Genomic DNA, 19,732 nt, shown 5'->3' with positions numbered 1-19,732 from the left:
CGATTAAGGGCTTCACGAATTCGTGAGGTCTTTTTCTATTTGGAGTTGATTGCGATGCTTGATTCCTTGGCCTGGCGTCTCTCCAAACTCTCGCTTGTACATCCGAATGAAATAGTTCACTTCCATGCCTACGGTCTCTGCCGCCTCCCGTACACTTGCTCGTGGATGGTTATCCAGCCAGTCCGAAGCCTTCTGCAAACGCAATCGCTGCATATACTGATGTCCTGTCACCCCATAATGCTGGTGAAATAATCGGTTGAGATGCTGCACCGAATAACCCACTGCGTCAGCAACATGTTTCAATAACAGGTCGTCCTGGTAGTGCGTATGCATCAATGCTACTGCTCGGATGAGCGCCTCCTTGCCCTGATCGGACTCCTGATTAGAACGTGGTACAGCCACGTTCTCGGCCATAGATGATCCAGTACCTACGACACCAACATCAGAGGGGATTTTGGATTGTGCTATATCCAAAATAAGCTGGTAGATGAGGGCTGATGTGTTCCACATCTCCGTTGCTCCTTGATTCAGTGCGTGCCAGAGATCTGTCATGCGTGACCAGATGATTTCAAAACCGGAGATATGACACGGCTCGATCTGAAGCAAACCCGCAGATTGAAGTACCGATCCCGCCGATGCACCGCCAATACCGATATAACCTAGCTCCCCTTTTGAATTGGAATGAGGTACATACTCATGCGAAACCTCGGGTTCCACGATGAATAACTGCTCCGCTCCCATCGTCCATGTCCCTTTTCCCGGTAGCCTGAACTGCCCTTCGATGCCGCGTGACAAAAACAGCTGATACACCGGAAATCCATCCGGTCTATGCAGAACTTTCTCTTCCTGTGAGCCCACAGAATACAGGTATAGCGGCAACCGGGAATCCGGCAGGCCCGTCAAACGAAATGCAAGCATTCCATCATTCCTTTCGCCTCATAGGCCTCTACATAAGGTGAACTAAAGATATTTACACTGGCCACTCCGTTTCGTGTAAATGTTTAATTCGATCTATTCAACCAACTTTCCTTTATTATCCATTATTTGTTTCCGATGTAACAATGGTCTTAGGAACCTTTTTGGCGACAAATTCTTTCAAAGTAAGCCCGGAAGTCACGCCGAGGAGTATTGAGGAAAGTATGATAAAAAACTCCCCTTCCAAGTGGAAAGGGAGTTGAGATTAAACTACTTCATAGTATTAAACACGAGAGCCACATATTTATGGTGATGTTGTATTATTTGGATCCACCACTGGGGCATCAGAAGCTGGACTACCTGTTGCTGGCAGCTGCTGAGCAGCTGCCAATTGCACTGAGGCAGGAGCGGATAAAACGTTAACCGTCGCTTCCTGTTGATTAGCAACAGACAGAACATATACTTGATAAGTCTTTCCAGCAGCAATTGCATCACCATCTGTATCTTTCGAAAGGGTCAGTGCCAAGTCTCCTTTAGATCCTTTTGGAAAAGTATGGAATCGATCAGTATCGTTTATACCGTTTGCTACAGGTAAAGTAAAGCTAGAACCGTTTTTCACAACAAATACTTTATATTGAGAAATTCCTTGTTCGTTCGTATCAGGAGTAAGATTAATTTTTATTGCAGGTCCTTGAGCTCCTGTTGCATCGGCTGCAGAAAGGCTTGCGGCCTTCACTTCGACCGGTTGTTGCTGTTTCGGATTCACACTAAAGATATTGGAAGCCAGGGAGAGACTAGACTCACGTGAGTTGCTGTCAGACACGGATACAACAACGGCCCGATAGGTTTTGCTAGAGTCAATCGGAGTTCCGTTAACATCCGTTGTAAATGCAAAAGGCTGTACGTTCGTACTGGATTCATTCTTAGGTAAATTAAGGTAGTTGCCCAATGATAAAACAGCCTTAGCTGAATTTAAATTAAATGAATTGATCTGTCCTGACGGCACTATCATTATTGCATAGTTGGATATTCCAGTGACGTTCTGAGGCTTAGCGAAAGTAACCAGAATATCCGTTGCATCCCCCGATGCTTGCGCTGCAGCTTTCACAGTTACGTTCACATTGCTCGCCGTCGCTACAGCAGTATTTGAAGTCAATGTGATTACACCGGAAGGTGAAGAAATTGCATTCACCAGAGAAGCATTGTTATTCACGGCCATTACATATACTTGGTAGGGCACATCATTTCGAATCAGTTCGTTATCCACTGTTCTCGAATTACTTGTTAAAGTAACAGTCTGATTAGCTCCCGTTTTGCTGACGGTTCTGTAATAGGCGCTATTCACTGCATTCGCTGTGTTCAGATTAAACGTGCTACCCGCCTTCACTACAAACACCCGATAGTGATTCACATTCGTCTCATCCGCGGATTTAGTAAACGCTACACGTAGATCACTACCATTTCCAGTATCCCCAATATCAGATGGCACCACATTGCTCGGAGCTGTTATAGCCGCGTTCTGTGTCAATGTAATCTGTGAAGAGTAACCAGACAAAGCATTCTGACTGGAGTTTCCGTTGTTATTCACCGAGAGCACGAATACCCGATAAGCAACGTTATTGGTAATGGTATAACCATTGGTATCTACAGCATAGTTCGGGAGCGTAACGGACAGGTTACCACCCGTTTTGTTTACCTGCGTGTAGTTGTTCGACGCATTAGCTGCGCTCAGTGTAAAGCTTCCCACGTTAGCTGAACGAACTACATATACTCGATAGGCAGAGATTCTGGATTCATCCGCAGCTTTGTTGAAAGAAACCCGCAGATCACGCCCATCAGCGTAGTCGCTGATATCCGCAACAGCCAGGTTGCTAATGACACCTGCATTACCGTTCGTTGTCAGTCTCAGAACCGTAGAGGAAGCTGACAGCGCATTGGTGTATCCATTCTGCTGGTTGCCCACCGCCATCACGAAGATGCGATAATCTTGCAGATTCGTCACGTTATAACCACTTGTGTCCTTCATCGATGAAGGCAAAGTCGTTGTAATGTTGTTTCCTGTTTTGTTCACCGTATAGTACAGACTGGAAGACAGATTGCTTGCTGTCGTCAGATTGAAGCTGCTGGCAACTGAGTTACGCACCACGAAGACACGGTAGTTCGCCACCTTGGACTCATCCGATGAACGGTTGAAGCTCACCTGAATATCACGACCATCTCCATAATCCGAGTTGTCTCTCACCTGTGTAATCACTGGAGACGTTGCTGTGTTCACCGACAGCGTAAGTGAAGATGATGCTGCTGACAGCTTGCTCTCTGTCGTTGTATTTGTGCTTACCGACAGGATGTAGACCACATACGCTGTGTTACTTTTGATCAATTCGCCGGACGTATCCCGTGTCGAAGAAGTCAGCTTGCTTTTGACCGCAGCAGTGTTGCCTTTGTATATGATCGTGGAGTTCGCACTGGACACTTTGTTCGCTGCAGCCAGATTGAATGCGGAAGAGTCCTTCGCTTTGACTACAAAAGCACGATAATACGTAATGTTCGATGTCGTGCTCGGCTGGGTGAAGTTAATCTCCAGATCGCGTCCATCGCCATAGTCGCTAACATCTGCAGCACGCAGGCTTGTAACCGCCTGTACTGTGGATTTCACATTATTGAGCTTCAATGCTTGGGAAGACCAGTTCAATGCATTTTTATAATTATTGCTGCTGTTACCAACAGTCAGTACATACAGGCGATACGTTTCATTGCTGTTAAGCAGATCCCCGTTTACGTCACGCGTCTGTGCATTAAGTGTCAGTTTCGGGTTGCTGCCATTTGGTGTAACCGATGTATAGTTCGCAGAAGGTACGGCAGACGCTGCCGACTCCGTAAAGCTATTCACATCGCGAGTTTTCACCAGCATAATTCGGTAAGCAGATACAGCCTTCTCTGAAGTTGGACGTGTGAAGCTCACAGTCAGGTCACGACCATCTCCATTACTTCCGGATACCGAACCGTAGATGTTCCATGCAGCATATTGTGTCTCATCCACTGGAGGCGTTGTGGTTGTCTTGATATCTACACGCTGATTGCGCGAGTTCCAGAATACTTTCTCTCCAAAAGCTTCACTGACAAAACGAATTGGAACCATCGTGTTGCCCTTAATCGTGTTCGCAGGTACATCCAGCGAGATCGCTTCTCCGTTGATGTATGCCGTTTTGGAACCAAGTTTCAAAGTAACTTCCTGATCATCGCGAGTTGCAACAATCGTTTTGGTTCTGTTGGTGTACGATACCTTCGCGTCCAATCCTTCAAAAATCGACCGAAGTGGAACCAGTACCCGTCCACCTTTCATGACAGGTGCCTGAGCAGATGATAACTCTGCATCATTAATATATATACTGATTCTCGCAGCTGCATCCATAACCGACGTTGGAAGTGCGGACATCAGCATGGCCGATACAGCCAGAGCTGACATTACCTTCTTCACTTGTTTTCCTCCCGCTTTCCTCATATCCCATATCCCCATTCTCGCAATTAGTTAACATCGAAATAGATTCGCTGTTCATTTCATTAATTCCTGTATTTTCCTATGCACAACTAAGACGTTCCGATCAGCTCAAAGGTTTCCAGTTGTACAAAAAATATTTTCGCAGATACATTCCTCTATCTTCCACCCTCCAAAAGTTAAAAATAACAGAAGAATTTGTCACCATTCCGCAACCACATCCTGCCCCAATTGGGTTAATGTAAAGTAACTAGTGAACAACGCCTATCATTTTCTCAACTACGGGAGGTTCATATCTATGACATCATCGTTTCAATCTGCCAAACGTACAGGCATGCGCACCTTCATTACAGCCACCGCCATCCTCATGCTGCTCCAAACGGCTGTCGCTCCATTATCCGGAGTCGCTGCTGCCGCATCTTCCAGTACGAATACCAAAGTCACGACTGCCAGTTCAACAACGATATATAAAACATTTCAATCCATGCTCTACAAAAAGAACGGCTTGCCTGCCGCGGATACTTATCTCGAATCTCATATCAAAAAAGTAACAAAGCATCACGCCACCCTGATGGTGCTTCAATTGGAGAATGCTCGCCTGAAGGCGCTAAGCGCTATGACGGACCGTCTGCTCGTTCCTAACGTTCAGGACAAGATGATCAAGGCCTACAAGTTGAATGATAGCTTCACCAAACTCATGGAGCGCACCAAAGACAGCCGTCTGCGTGCACTACTTCAACAGGCACGGGATAGCGGCTATCGCCTGGTCATGCTGGAAGGTTCTCTCTATCCAATCATGAACTATATGGCTTTTCAGAAATATGTCTCGTACGTGAAGCCGGACATCAAACAATACATTAATATCATGGCAGTCGAAACCAGTAACCTTGCCGCCGACGATGGTGCACTCGTCATTGGCTATCAGGAGATACTCAATCGCGCTATGAATCAGGAACGATTCCTGAACGAATATCCCAAGTCCAATCGGGTACAACAGGTGAAAAACCTGATGAATAACTATACCTTGTATACGTTTTATGGCCTGAACAACACACCGCTATTCGACTATGAAACGAACAAAATGACTGCCAACGCCCAGAAAGGTTACAAAGCTGTCTTACAACGCAACTCATCCGAAGATAGTGCCTTCCTGACCAAGCTCAAAAAGTTCATGGACGTCGTAACTGAAGCCCAATTCGAGAAAACGGTTGCTGTCGAGAACTGGCTCGAGCAGAATGTGCCGGTTAGCGACTATGCGAATTATTGAGTTTATCCGTTCCCAGGGTTAATATCCGGGCCAGCATTCAGGCTACATTACAACAGATAACCACAACAAAAACCGCCACAGGATTCGCTCCTATGGCGGTTTTCTTCATGCCTCTATCATCAAAACTGACTTAACCCGTCAGCGCTCTGTACTATTGAATCGGTTTGACCATATGATTATACTCATGTCCTGCGATGACAATCACATCGTCTTTGACATATCCCTGCCGTTCATAGAGCATTAGCGCACGGCCGTTGTCCCGTTCTACAATCAGGGATACCTGCGAGTGACCCAGCTCTCTGCCCTGCTGCTCAAAAGCAGCCATCAGTGTCCGGCCGATGCCCTGCCCCTGATAAGCTTCACTTACCGAGAGAGTATCCAGATAATACTCCCCCGGACGGGTTTCTTTAACCAAAGCATACTTCTCTTCCTGGCTTCGTCCAGGTCGATCCAGAATCGGCTGGTCCAGACGATCTGCTTCTCCGCCATCATAGGCTACCAGAATCCCCGCAATCAGCCCATCCTGCTCCATCACTGTCACATGACAATAGCTAATCCGGTTGTCTTCCTGTACATAGAACTCTTGCAAAATCTGCATCGCCTTCTCATGATCCGCCTCACCTGCAAGCGCGTATGCAATGTCCCCTATCGCCTGATACAGCAACGGAATGACCTGATCTGCATCTTCTACGCGCGCAGGTCTGATCAGAGAAGATGTTTCTTGGTGATCTGACTGCATACTGGAATGTTTCATCATATTAACATGTTGAACAGATTTAGATTTTTGTTCAGTTCGGTATAGGCGATACCTTTGCGGTTCATGCGTTCAATGAGCGGGTGGTAATCTTCCTTGTACATCAGCTCGATGCCCACCAAGGCAGGGCCATTTTCCTTATCATGTTTTTTCGTATATTCAAACCGGGTGATATCATCATTCTTCCCTAGAACTTCCTCCAGGAATTCACGTAAAGCTCCTGCACGCTGCGGGAAATTAACCATGAAATAATACTTCAGACCTTCATAGATGAGGGAGCGTTCCTTGATCTCCTGCATCCGGTCAATATCGTTGTTTCCGCCGCTAATCACGCAGACCACCGTCTTGCCCACAATTTGCTCACGATATTGCTCAAGCGCCGCAACAGCCAAGGAACCTGCAGGCTCGACTACAATTGCATTTTCATTATAAAGCTCCAGAATGGTCGTGCAGGCTTTGCCTTCTGGCACTTTCACAATGTCATCCAGTGCACTGCTGCAGATCTCAAAGGTCAGATCACCAACCCGTTTCACCGCGGCACCATCCACGAATTTATCAATATCATCCAGTGTAACAACCTGTTTGCGGAACATCGCCTCACTCATGGAAGCCGCCCCAAGTGGCTCCACACCAATGATGCGTGTCTCTGGACTCACGGTCTTCATATAGGTTCCCACGCCGGCTGCCAGCCCACCGCCGCCAATCGTGACGAACACGTAGTCGGCATTCTCATTGAGACTTTCCATGATTTCCATCGCTACCGTACCATTACCTGCAATAATCTTGGGTTGATCAAAAGGATGGATGAATGTCATGCCCTGTTCGTCACATGCACGCATTGCCTCTGCATAAGCATCGTCATACGTATCTCCGATCAGCACCACTTCAACGTTGTTTCCGCCAAAGCGGCGTACCTGCTTCACCTTCTGGTTCGGCGTTGTACTCGGCATGAAGATTTTTCCATTAATCCCGAGCGCATTACAGCTAAAAGCAACACCTTGAGCATGGTTGCCCGCACTCGCACAGACAATACCCTTCTCCATCTCGGCTGGTGTCAGACTGCGAATCATATTATAGGCGCCCCGAATTTTGAACGAGCGCACCACTTGAAGGTCTTCCCTTTTCAGATACACATTACAATTATATTTGGCCGACAATACAGCATCCCGCTGCAACGGCGTTCTTACAATGACCTCACGCAGCACATGATGTGCGCGCACGATATCTTCCATGCCAACACTGGCACGACCGGGACTTGTGGTTCCCGTTGGTTCTTGTTCAACTGGTTTCATGTTGTCTCCACACTCCGCTTTTATGGTCTATATAAGTTGAACTAAAGTTTATTTACACTGACACTACAATGACAGAATAACCCTCCAATCGCTGTTATCCCCAGATTTCCCCTTTTTCCAAGGGAAAATCCGTTGATAAAGGCGCACGCTTCGCTTTTTCAGGTTCTTTCTGTCCTCTCCGTTATCGTGTAAATCATTAATTCAACTTATCTAGCAATGTCGCGCACTGCTTTTCTTTGTATTGTATCACTTTTGTTCTGTTCTTGCGCCTGAGCTCTCATCATTAATCATTCGTAAAATTTCAACAATAATGACCTGTGGGTCTGTATACATAACCATATGATCAGACTGATCAGCTGCAATCCATCTCCCATTGGACAACTGGCTCACTGTATGGCGATGCGCCGTGATGAGGGCTGGTCTGATTTTCCCCTCTCCCTTGCCCGGTTTCGTACCCGAGATCACGTTGACTTCCAGATCACCCAGATCTGGAGGATGTTCCAGCAGCGCTGCCATGTCATTCAGAAATGTTTTGCCTTCCGCAAGCATCGTGCTGGCTGCCTGTACAGTGAAATCCTCCTTGAGGTGATCCACCGCCACATCGTCAGGCTGAACGCGTCCAGCCTTGCTGCCGAGTAACCGGTATAAGCCTGTTCTCGCCATGATTGGAATGAGGAAACCATTGAGAGCAAAACTCTTTATGGCCGTGTTCGAAAAATACAATTCACAATGCTCGTCTGATGGATCCACCAGAATAACACCTCGTAATCGAGACCGATGTGCAGCCGCAGCAGCCCGTACAATCGGACCTCCCCAGCTATGTCCAACCAGAATGAAAGGGCCCGGGCCCAGAGCTGTCAGCAGATCCCCAAGATCCCGTGCAATGCGTTCAAGGCTGCGCGGAGCCGAGTCGACATCACTTCGTCCTGCCCCTGCCCTGTCATACACGACTGCACGTGCATGCTCAGCAATGGCTGGTGCAACCAGTCCCCAGTTTGATCTGGAGGCGCCCATACCGGACTCAAACACCACCGTCAGGTCTCCTGTCCCCTTGGACATATAATGTAGTTTGCGACCATCACGGGTCTGAACAAACGCACTTGAACCAAACGTATGTGAGCTAGGGTTAGGATTCATGTTCCCTCCTGATTACGTGCATAGTCATCTTTCACCGAATCTAATTGAAAATGATTATCAATTACTTCATTATAGAATAATCCATGCTTTACGACAACCATGTTGCTCAGCAAGTTACAGCCGTTCTGTCGCTTCTATCACGTTTCAAGGATCATTCCCTGCCCCACCGTTCTGCTAAGCCTCCTTTTTCCTTATGAAAAAAGAAGACCCGATCCATGATTAGATCGGGTAACTGTCCCAGCCACTATGCAGCTGGGCATCACATATAAAAAAACAGCCCGATTTCAATTACAATCAGGGCTGTTTTTAACTGCTTTAGCTTTACGATACCTAGGATTAAACATACCGCTCATTCAATAAGGAAACACACAATTTATGCCTGTGTCTTAAACCAAGTTGCCGCGGCTTCTGCCTCGGTACGAGTCAACTGATGACCCTGACGCTCCCAATGCGTGTTTACATCGGCACCTGCACCGCTGAGCAGCGAAGCAAGTTCCTCCGTTTCACGTCTTGGCACAATCGGATCATTCTCGCCGGCACCAATGAACACCGGCAGACCTTTCAGATCCGGCAATTCCAGTCCGCGCAGCGGTACCATCGGATGATGCAAGATTGCACCTTTGAATACATCTGTTTGATGGAAGATCAGGCTTGCCGCAATGTTGGCACCATTAGAGTAACCCAGTGCATACACGTTGGACCGATCGAAACCATATTCTACCGCAGCTGCATCGACAAAAGATCCCAGCTCAGCCGTACGAGCAATCAGATCCTCTTCATCAAAAACACCTTCGGCCAAGCGACGGAAGAAACGGGGCATCCCGTTCTCCGATACGTTCCCCCGCACCCCAAGTATGCCAGCTCCTGGTGCGATCATCTCCGCCAGACCAAGCAGATCATTCTCGGTTCCACCCGTGCCATGAAGCAACAGGATTGTTGACGCATCCGGCTGAGCACCTGCTTTATAGATATGTTTCATTGTATTGGTTGTGGTCATGATTTGGACTCTCCTTTCCATTCACGTACTTCAATTCGTGGCAACAATTGTTCAATCTGCTCGCGCTGTGGCTCATACCATTCAGGCAACATCAGTTTCTCACCCATGCTCTCTGCTGGTTCATCCCGTGCAAATCCCGGAGGATCCGTAGCCAGTTCGAACAGTATACCTCCCGGCTCCCGGAAATACACAGCGTTGAAGTATTGACGGTCAATGACCGGCGTTGGATGATATCCCGTTTGTTCAAGATCCTGCTGAATTTGTTCATGCTCCGCGTAATCTTTCGCACGCCATGCAATATGGTGGACTGTTCCGGCTCCGCCAATCCCGCGTTGGATGCCTGTGGACTGAATATCGATGATCTGACCAATATCGCCGCTTGCCTGAAGACGAAGGAGTCCGTTCTCTTCACCGACCTGCTCCAGACCTAGTTTGCTCACCAAGACGTCCATGGTTTTCTCAGGAACGTGGCTGAACAATACGGCTCCGCCAAATCCTTTGATGGCATGCTCCGGTGTCACACCGTTGAAAGTCCAGCTGCTTGGCTGACCACCTTCGCGCTCTACCAGTTCAAGCAGCAGACCGCCTTTGTCGAAGAAACGAATGTACTGCTCACCAAATCTGGTTTTATTTTCATATGGAATATCGAAGGAAGCAAGACGTTCTTTCCAGAAAGGCAGGCTTCCTACCGGAACCGCATATACGGTAACTCCAGTCTGACCGGAACCAATGACACCTCTTCTTGAATTTTGCTGTGGGAAAAAGGTAATGATTGTGCCCGGTGCACCCTGCTCGTTCCCGTAATACAAGTGATATACGTCCGGTGCATCAAAGTTAATTGTTTTTTTCACCAGTCTGAGCGCCAATACACCTGCATAAAAATCAACATTTTTCTGCGCATCGTCAACAAAAGCTGTAATATGATGAATTCCTGTAGTTCTGAACATAATCTCCACTCCCTTGTTTTAGTTGTATCATAGGTTGTTTTTGCTTCTTTTATTTATTGCTTTTCGTTATTTATCTTTAAATTAAGATTCTTTAAATTTATATTAATCCATTAGACCTCAATATGCAAGCTTTTATTTTAAAATTAAGATTTAATACAAAAAGCAGGCCCCGATCACTCCGGGAACCTGCTTTTATAGTTAGAAGAATTATGTTTCTTCGCTAATACTTTATTACGTTTGTATCACTGCTTGTTAAACCAGTTTCATTCTTTTTGGTGGATTCACCAAATCTTTATGCTCGTATTCATCCTTGATATCTCCGACAATCTCTTCAAGGATATCCTCCATCGTAACCATACCTACCGTAGCACCTGCCTCGTTTTTAACGGTTGCAATGTGTACACGGCTTTGCTGCATCTGGATCAGTACATCCTTTATTGGAGAACGCTCGGAGAAACTCGGCGTATTGTGAACAAATGTCTCCATATTGAAGTCTCTGCCCGCAGCCACACTCGTCAGCATTTCTTTCGTGTTAATGAAGCCAACAAAATGAGCCTGATCCCCATTCGCAATAACAGGGTATCTCGTGTATTCGTGTCGATTCAGCGTCTCAATGATCTGATCAAGCGGCATTTCTTTATTCAAGGTAACGATTTTATCTCGTGGAATCATGATCTCCTGCAGCAGACGCTCATCAAAAGCAAAAATGTTTTTGAGGTAGTCCAGCTCCGTCTGGTTGATCTCGCCACTCTCATAGCTCTGTGCCATAATCAGCTTCAGCTCTTCTTCCGAGTGAACGGTATCATGCCCGGCAGGTTTTACACCGAATATGCCAAGCAACAGACGTGCAGCTCCATTCAATGCATAGATGAACGGATTCATGATTTTACCGAACCAGTACAGTGGTGGTGCCAGCAACAACGTCATTCTCTCTGCAAACTGGATCGCCAGGGTTTTCGGTGCCAGTTCACCAATAACCACGTGCAGGAACGTAATGATTGCCAGAGCGATACCATAGGAAAGCACGGTAGACAACGCCGCTGGAACTTCCATTCGCTCAAACAGCGGATGCAGCATTTTCTCAACGGTTGGTTCACCCAGTGCTCCCAATACCAGCGCCGTGATGGTAATCCCCAATTGACATGCAGACAGATAATAATCCAGGTTGTGCGCCACTTTTTTGGCCAGTACTGCCTTTTTGTTCCCTTCCGAGATCAATTGATCGATTCGGGACATCCGTACTTTAAGAATTGCAAATTCGGCTCCAACGAAAAAGGCTGTCAGACCTATAAATACGGCTACTAAAAATAAATTCAAGGCTATTATTCCGTCCAATGATTTCCCTCAGGTTGAGGGATTCACCTCCAAGTAAAATTTATATTAAGGTTGCACGAGTGATGTTCCGGTGACGGCTCGTTCTTCCGATCGCCATTGCCTCCAAATTTTCCTGATTGTTGTTTTCAAAGGTTTAAAATTGGTTTGCAAACGCGAACGCTACGCTTCTTCAGAATCGATTCCGTCTCCTACACTGTTACGTTGCCAAAACGCTTTAAATTTCTGAGGGCAATCACGCCAGATCGCTTGTAGCTTCCTCAACCTGCGCACCGCTCACTCGTTCCAGAAGAACTTGTTTGATGTGATAGTTTTCAGTGTCCACAACGGTCCAGACATAATCACCATGTTCTACCGTGTCGCCTTTTTCCACACCTACACCCTTCTGGTATTGAATCCATCCGGCCACGGTATCCATCTCTTCATTTCCTTCAAAGCTAAGCCCGAACTGCCGCTCCACTTCATCCAAAAGTACCCGGCCGTTGATGAGATATTGGTTTTCTCCGGTCTCCTGAATATCGGCCACCTCATCAGCATCGAATTCATCACGAATCTCACCGACAAGCTCCTCCAGAATATCCTCCATCGTAATGATTCCCGAGGTACCGCCGTATTCATCCACGACTACAGCCATGTGTACACGTTCCTGCTGCATTTTTATCATCGCATCTTGGATACTTGTAACTTCTGAAACGAACGGGATCTCGCGAACGAATTCACTTAGTTGATACGATCTTGCAGCAACCATGTCAGGCAAAATCTTTTTCACATTCACGACGCCGACAATACGGTCCTTGTCCCCATCCTCGATGACAGGGTAGCGTGAATAATTATGTTCATCCAATATAGGAATAATATCGTCATAGGTCATATCCTGACTTAATGTCACCAGTTCCGTGCGCGGGACCATGATGTCTTTGGCATCACGTTCATCGAACACAAATACATTTTCCAGATATGAAAGCTTGGTCTTGTTGTTCTCGTCACCTTCATAACTCTGGTTCATAATGATTCTGATCTCGTCCTCCGAGTAAGCTTGATCATGTTCCGCAGGTTTCACACCGAATCCCCGCAGAAGAACACGTGAGGCTCCATTCAGCGCCCAAATGAACGGGTACATGATTTTACCAAACCAGTATAGCGATGGGGAAAGCATCAACGTCAGTTTTTCCGAAAACTGAATTGCCAGCGTTTTGGGCGCCATCTCACCTACAACCACATGCAAGAACGTGACGAGTATAAAGGCGATCGCATAAGAAGCAATCGACGAGATTGAAGCAGGTACGTCTAAATAATTGAATACCGGATATAACAATCTCTCAACCGTCGGTTTTCCGAGTGCACCCAGTCCCAGTGCGGTGACCGTAATACCGAGCTGACAGGCTGACAGATAATAATCCAGGTCCGAGACAACTTTTTTGGCGAGTACAGCCTTTTTATTGCCTTCCGCGACCAGTTGATCCACTCTTGATGTACGAATTTTGACTACAGCAAACTCTGATGCTACGAAAAATGCAGTCAATGCAATCAAGATAATAAGTAATGCGATATTCAATATGGTAATTATGTCCAATGATTTCCCCGGTTCTCAGGGATTCACCTCCAGAGATAGTTACAGCGTGATCCGTTAACTACGTTAACCATTCATCCGCTGTTTGTCGTTCATCATGGCTTATGCCTTATATGAAATCGAATAATGATCATATTTGTATATGTCATACGGTTTGACCTTGTAAAATACAAAACAGGAATTCAAGATGAAGTCAATGACTTGCAGAAACTTCTCCATTCAAATCGGGTTACCCCTCATGCTGTCAATTGTTCCTCGCTTAACTCCACCTAGATTCGCCATTTGGACAATTTACAATATCGCCTACCCAATAGATATCCACCTCCCCTCATACGCATTCCTGTTTCCGAAAAGTATACCATGATTCCAGCACAACCATCCAGTTGCACGTTATGGTTTGGCACAAGCTTACAGTTTAATGTTCACAAATTAGTCTTTATGTATGTTACGAACTTTATATAAAGATATGTTTGGTATTACCTTATAATGTGATATTCTTCACATAATTAGTATAGTCCAATTTATAAAAATACTACCCTTTACTTTAGGTCATTAAACATGTGTGTTTACATAGCATACATCTATATACGCAACAAAGAGCCCGCAGGATGCAACAACCTTACGGCGCACATCTTGACGGGCTCTCCTATTTATCCTAAACCAATGCTTTAGCAGCAATATCCGTCCGCTGATGTTTTCCATCAAAATGGATACGTTCCGCCTGTGCATAGGCTTTGTTTCTAGCTTCCGCAATATCCGCGCCAAGGCCAACTACGCCCAGGATTCGTCCACCATTCGTGACCCAGTCTCCTGCTTCACTACGCGCTGTACCTGCATGGAATACCACGGCATCATGCACTTGATCCAGTCCTTCAATGACTACACCTTTGGCATAAGGACCCGGATAACCTCCTGAAGCAAGCACCACACATACCGCGGCTTCATCGCTCCATTCAATTTCAATGTCTGCCAGCTTGCCATGAACGGTTGCCCAGAAGATATCGAACAAGTCACTCTTCAATCGTGGCAAAACAACCTGTGTCTCGGGATCACCGAAACGTGCGTTGAACTCAATCGTTTTGGGTTTACCATCTGGTGAAATCATCAGCCCGGCGAACAACACGCCTTGGAACGGACGCCCTTCGGATACCATGGCCTTAGCTGTTGGTTTGATGATTGTCTCCACGGCTTCTTCAATAATGGATGCAGGGATATGTGGCAATGGTGAATATGTACCCATACCGCCTGTGTTTGGCCCCTGGTCATTATCGAATACAGGTTTGTGATCCTGTGCTGCAGCCATTGGACGAACCGTCTCACCATCGACAAAAGCCAAAATCGACATTTCCTGTCCTGCGAGGTATTCCTCAATAATCACTTTGGCTCCTGCTTCACCAAATACTTTCTCCACCATAATACTGCGAAGTGCCTGATCAGCCTCTTCACGGGAATAAGCTACCGTCACACCTTTGCCCGCTGCCAATCCATCTGCCTTGATGACAACTGGAATCGCTTGCTCATTCAGGTAAGCCTGTGCCTGTTCGTAGTTATCGAATTTCTCATAGGCTGCGGTTGGAATGTTGTATTTGTGCAGCAGGTCCTTCATGAATGTTTTACTTCCTTCGATCTCTGCTGCATTACGACGGGGTCCGAATACTGGAATACCTGTCGAATCAAATGCATCCACGATCCCATCCGCGAGCGGATCATCCGGACCAATAACCACCAGACCCACTTTAAGCTCTACAGCAAGAGCCGTTAGTTTATCGAATTCATTTACCGCAATGGCATGACACTCAGCGAGCTGAGCAATACCTGCATTTCCCGGTGCACAGTGAATCTTGTCTACCTTTGGACTCTTTGCCAGCGCCCAGATGATGGCATGCTCCCGGCCACCGCCACCTACTACCAAAATATCCATTCGTTCTGTTCCCCCTCCGTGCATAACTGGATTTGTTACGTTATTGCGTGTTGATAAGCCTAAAAAAGAGGGGGTGTACCATAAGTCATAAATATGACTGGCGACACCCCTTATTAAACCTTTTTCGCTCTAGTGCTTGAAGTGACGAACGCCTGTGAAGACCATGGCAATTCCATATTCATTCGCTACTTTGATGGATTCTTCATCTTTGATCGAACCACCCGGTTGAATCACTGCTGTAATTCCGGCTTTTGCTGCCAGTTCCAGCGTATCACCCATTGGGAAGAACGCATCAGATGCTAGAATAGCACCTTTTGCTTGCTCGCCAGCTTGCTCAATTGCAATTTTGGCTGCACCCACACGATTCATTTGTCCAGCGCCCACACCTACGGTCATATCATTCGCAGCAAGTACGATCGCGTTCGATTTCACATGTTTAACTACTTTCCAGCCAAACAAAAGCTGTTTCAGTTCTTCTTCCGATGGCGCACGATCCGTTACCACGTTCAGCTCGCTCGCTTCAATGGAGTGCACATCGGACTGTTGCACGATCATACCGCCGTCGATGGACGTAACCACGAATTGGCTCTCCCGTTTACGAGCAGCATTCAGTTCGCCCGTTTTGAGCAAACGAATGTTTTTCTTCTTCGTCAGGATATCGAGAGCCTCTTGCGTAAAGTCAGGAGCAAGTACGATTTCCAGGAAAATCTCGCTCAATTTGCCTGCTGTATCGCTATCGATAATGCGGTTCGCTGCCACAATGCCACCAAAGATCGACGTTGGATCTGCAGCATATGCTTTGCTGTAAGCTTCATAGATACTTACGCCAATGCCCACGCCGCATGGGTTCATATGTTTAACCGCGACAACGGCCGGTTCTTCAAATTCTTTGACAATCTGCAAAGCTGCGTTCGCATCGTTGATGTTATTGTAAGACAACTCTTTGCCATGCAATTGCTCGGCAGTTGTCAACGTATCTTGAGCAGCCAGCGGTTTGCGGTAGAATGCCGCCTGCTGGTGTGGATTTTCGCCGTAACGCAAATCTTGGAGTTTCTCGTAAGTAACCGTCAGACGCTCTGGCAACGGATCACCGTTCAGGTTGGAGAGATAGTCAGAAATAACTGCATCGTAAGCCGCTGTATGGCGGAACACTTTTGCCGCAAGCCGTTTGCGTGTTTCGAGTGTGGTATCTCCATTGCTGCGCACTTCTTCAAGCACCTTGCCGTAATCTGCTGTGTCAACAACGACACTAACAAAAGCATGATTTTTGGCAGCAGAACGAAGCATGGTTGGACCACCGATATCGATGTTCTCAATCGCGTCTTCGTACGTAACATCCGGTTTGGCAATGGTATCTTGGAAGGGGTACAGGTTTACGACAACGAGGTCAATATAATCCAGTCCGTTTTCTTCCATCTGGCGCTTATGCTCTTCGCTATCACGAACAGCCAGCAACCCACCATGCACTGCTGGATGTAATGTTTTGACACGTCCGTCCATGATTTCCGGAAATCCGGTCACATCCGAAATTCCGATGACAGGTACGCCTTCCTTCGACAACAGGCTGCTTGTACCTCCTGTCGAAATAATCTCCACACCCATTTGCGACAGTTCGCGGCAAAAGTCCACGATGCCTGTTTTATCCCATACGCTGACCAGCGCTCTTTTGATACTCACAATATGCTCCTCCTTTAATGTCCCATGGCTTCGCGTTTCATGACGAAACACAGCCGATTTATTTCCCGAGAAATATCACAAAATGCGTACCAATATTCGACTTCTGTTATAGAAGTTGAACCAAGATGTTTACACGGGACACTCCGATGACAGAACAACCTTCCAATCGCTGTTATCCCCAGATTTTTTGATTCCCTTTTCTTAAAGGGAAAATCCGGAGATAAAGGCGAAGCCTATGCTTCCGATGCAGCTTTCCTTCAGAAAGCTTTTAGCTTCGCTTTTTCAGGTTTTTTCTGTCCTCTCCGTTAATGTGTAAAAAATTTTCAACTTATATCAAACCGGTTTGTTAACAGTGACGTGACGTCCATCTAACTGAACCAGACCTTGAGCGAACCAGGACACTACTTCAGGATATAACTGCTGTTCGGCCGCATGAATGGAACGGCTGATTGATTCAGCAGTATCCTCTGGCAAAATGGGAACAGGATGCTGGGCAATAATCGGCCCTGTATCCATGCCGCCGTCCACAAAGTGCACGGTCACACCCGTAACTTTTACACCGTATTCCAATGCCTGTCCAATCGCATCCCTACCTGCAAATGCCGGTAGCAAGGACGGATGAATGTTAATCAACCGCCCTGCGTAACGATCCACCACAACCGAAGTCAGCAATCTCATATATCCCGCAAGAACGACCAAGTCGATCTTCTTGGATTCAAGCACTTCCACGATCTCTGCCTCATAGGCTTCACGGGAAGCATAATTTTTCGGAGTAAACAGATGACAATCCACGCCTGCGTCCTGTGCCCGCTGCACAACACGTGCAGCCGGTTTATCACACACGAGCAGATCTACGGATGCATTCAGCCCACCGTTTCGTACTGCATCGACCAAAGACTGAAAGTTAGACCCTTCACCCGAGGCAAATACAGCTATGCGGTAGTTCGCCATTAAACATCCGCTCCCGTGAAGGTTACTCGCGCATCTCCTTCAGTAACACGGCCAATGATATACGCTTCTTCACCAGATGCTTTCAGTTGTTGCAGCGCTTCCGTTGCATCTGCTTCATTAACGACCAGTACAAGCCCAATACCCATGTTAAATGTGGTGAACATGTCACGGTTCGAGACAGCCCCCTTCTCCCGTAACAGGTTGAAGATCGGCAGGATCGGCCAAGAGCCGTAGTCAATATCCACATTCACGTTACTAGGCAACATACGTGGGATATTCTCAATGAAGCCGCCACCTGTAATGTGAGCCATACCTTTTACTTTTACCTTTTCCAGCAGGGACAACAGGGGTTTAACATAGATCTTCGTAGGTTCCAGCAGGGAATCACCCAGCTTACCGCCCAGTTCCGCTACTTCATCATGCAGATCAAGTCCCGCATCTTCCAACAAAAGTCTGCGTACCAACGAGAATCCGTTACTGTGCACCCCGCTGGAGGCAAGTCCTATCACTGTGTCGCCAGGGGCAATGGTTGTGCCGTTGATGATCTTCGCTTTGTCCACGATGCCCACCGTGAATCCGGCAATATCGTATTCGCCTTCACTGTACATGCCCGGCATCTCCGCCGTTTCGCCACCGATCAACGCACAGCCGGACTGATGACAGCCTTCAGCGATTCCCGCAACAATGGCTTCGATCTTCTCCGGAATGACTTTGTCACAAGCGAGATAATCCAGGAAAAAGAGTGGCTCTGCGCCCTGTACCACAATGTCGTTCACACACATCGCTACCGCGTCGATTCCGATGGTATCGTGACGGTCCATGGCAAATGCAATTTTCAGCTTGGTGCCTACGCCGTCTGTACCGGATACAAGCACAGGCTCCTCGTATTTATCTTTGTTCAAACCGAACAGGGCACCGAATCCGCCCAGATCTGTCATCACTTCCGGACGGAAGGTACGCTTCACGTGTTTTTTCATCCGTTCAACCGCTTCATTACCTGCCGCGATATCGACGCCGGCCTTTTTATATGCTTCGGACAAGTGGAATCATCTCCTTTTTTTCACCCCTCCTAAATCCTCCCGCCTGGGAGAACCCCATAGGACCTTGGCAGGCCCTCTGGACACCCGCCAAACAAGCGGTGCAGGGGTGGCTGGTGTGATCTTGCTATGGTTGATTCGTGCGTGTGCTCGCGGGATTGTTCGCCGATTCCGGTGCCCTCAGGCCACCGGACGGCGAACCCCGCTTGGCTGCGCTGCGGGACAAGCCCGGTGGGCAGCTGCTTCGCCTGGCTGCCCTGGCCCCTATTGCTCCGCAAAGCGGGGCTTGAGGGCTCGGGCTATGCCCGGGGGCAGCTGCTTCGCCTGGCTGCCCTGGCCCCTATTGCTCCGCAAAGCGGGGCTTGAGGGCTCGGGCTATGCCCGCTGGGCAGCTGCTTCGCCTGGCTGCCCTGGCCCCTGTTGATCCGCAAGGCGGGGC

The 19,732-nt window shown here is 47.5% G+C and carries 14 protein-coding genes; 1 reads left to right on the top strand and 13 read right to left on the bottom strand.

Annotated elements, in window-relative coordinates; genetic code table 11:
* Positions 1-12 precede the first annotated feature (12 nt).
* Together WFI24_RS28510 and WFI24_RS28505 are read right to left on the bottom strand one after the other, a co-directional pair.
* Entirely contained in the window at positions 13-918 is a 906-nt protein-coding gene (locus WFI24_RS28510; RefSeq protein WP_336765310.1) for an AraC family transcriptional regulator, read from the bottom strand.
* Positions 919-1,219: 301 nt separating this feature from the next.
* Entirely contained in the window at positions 1,220-4,393 is a 3,174-nt protein-coding gene (locus WFI24_RS28505) for a copper amine oxidase N-terminal domain-containing protein (RefSeq protein WP_336765309.1), read from the bottom strand.
* A 316-nt stretch (positions 4,394-4,709) separates the two neighbouring features.
* Here WFI24_RS28505 and WFI24_RS28500 point away from each other — a divergent pair, with 316 nt between their 5' ends.
* Positions 4,710-5,678, top strand: a complete 969-nt coding sequence (locus WFI24_RS28500) for a hypothetical protein (protein WP_336765308.1) — start codon at positions 4,710-4,712, stop codon at positions 5,676-5,678.
* Between the two features lie 151 nt (positions 5,679-5,829).
* Here WFI24_RS28500 and WFI24_RS28495 read toward each other — a convergent pair whose 3' ends face one another.
* The 11 genes from WFI24_RS28495 to purM form a co-directional block, all read right to left on the bottom strand.
* Positions 5,830-6,417 (bottom strand): GNAT family N-acetyltransferase, encoded by a 588-nt coding sequence (locus WFI24_RS28495; protein ID WP_336765307.1) that lies wholly within the window; start codon positions 6,415-6,417, stop codon positions 5,830-5,832.
* 14 nt (positions 6,418-6,431) lie between these two features.
* Positions 6,432-7,724: a threonine ammonia-lyase IlvA gene (gene ilvA / locus WFI24_RS28490; RefSeq protein WP_336765306.1), complete on the bottom strand. Its 1,293-nt coding sequence runs from the start codon at positions 7,722-7,724 to the stop codon at positions 6,432-6,434.
* Between the two features lie 246 nt (positions 7,725-7,970).
* A complete protein-coding gene (locus tag WFI24_RS28485; protein WP_336765305.1) occupies positions 7,971-8,861 on the bottom strand; it encodes an alpha/beta fold hydrolase in 891 nt (296 codons plus the stop codon).
* Positions 8,862-9,234: 373 nt separating this feature from the next.
* Entirely contained in the window at positions 9,235-9,840 is a 606-nt protein-coding gene (locus WFI24_RS28480) for an alpha/beta hydrolase (protein WP_336765378.1), read from the bottom strand.
* Positions 9,841-9,854: 14 nt separating this feature from the next.
* Entirely contained in the window at positions 9,855-10,805 is a 951-nt protein-coding gene (locus WFI24_RS28475) for a ring-cleaving dioxygenase (protein WP_442956276.1), read from the bottom strand.
* 252 nt (positions 10,806-11,057) lie between these two features.
* A complete protein-coding gene (locus WFI24_RS28470; protein WP_124118555.1) occupies positions 11,058-12,140 on the bottom strand; it encodes a hemolysin family protein in 1,083 nt (360 codons plus the stop codon).
* A 232-nt stretch (positions 12,141-12,372) separates the two neighbouring features.
* The gene (locus WFI24_RS28465; RefSeq protein ID WP_336765304.1) at positions 12,373-13,710 is read right to left on the bottom strand and encodes a hemolysin family protein; all 1,338 of its coding nucleotides are present in this window, start codon (positions 13,708-13,710) and stop codon (positions 12,373-12,375) included.
* A 652-nt stretch (positions 13,711-14,362) separates the two neighbouring features.
* Positions 14,363-15,628 (bottom strand): phosphoribosylamine--glycine ligase, encoded by a 1,266-nt coding sequence (gene purD, locus WFI24_RS28460; RefSeq protein WP_336765303.1) that lies wholly within the window; start codon positions 15,626-15,628, stop codon positions 14,363-14,365.
* Between the two features lie 129 nt (positions 15,629-15,757).
* The gene (gene purH, locus WFI24_RS28455) at positions 15,758-17,305 is read right to left on the bottom strand and encodes a bifunctional phosphoribosylaminoimidazolecarboxamide formyltransferase/IMP cyclohydrolase (protein WP_076333433.1); all 1,548 of its coding nucleotides are present in this window, start codon (positions 17,303-17,305) and stop codon (positions 15,758-15,760) included.
* 333 nt (positions 17,306-17,638) lie between these two features.
* A complete protein-coding gene (gene purN / locus WFI24_RS28450) occupies positions 17,639-18,256 on the bottom strand; it encodes a phosphoribosylglycinamide formyltransferase (protein WP_336765302.1) in 618 nt (205 codons plus the stop codon).
* A complete protein-coding gene (gene purM / locus WFI24_RS28445) occupies positions 18,256-19,296 on the bottom strand; it encodes a phosphoribosylformylglycinamidine cyclo-ligase (RefSeq protein WP_336765301.1) in 1,041 nt (346 codons plus the stop codon). The genes purN and purM overlap by 1 nt, the downstream gene beginning before the upstream one ends.
* Positions 19,297-19,732 lie beyond the last annotated feature (436 nt).

It is taken from the genome of Paenibacillus sp. USHLN196, from assembly GCF_037144955.1.
Lineage (GTDB): Bacteria > Bacillota > Bacilli > Paenibacillales > Paenibacillaceae > Paenibacillus > Paenibacillus xylanexedens_C.
The sequence above is the reverse complement of the archived record's forward strand: the minus strand, read 5'-3'. Positions and strand labels throughout refer to the sequence as shown.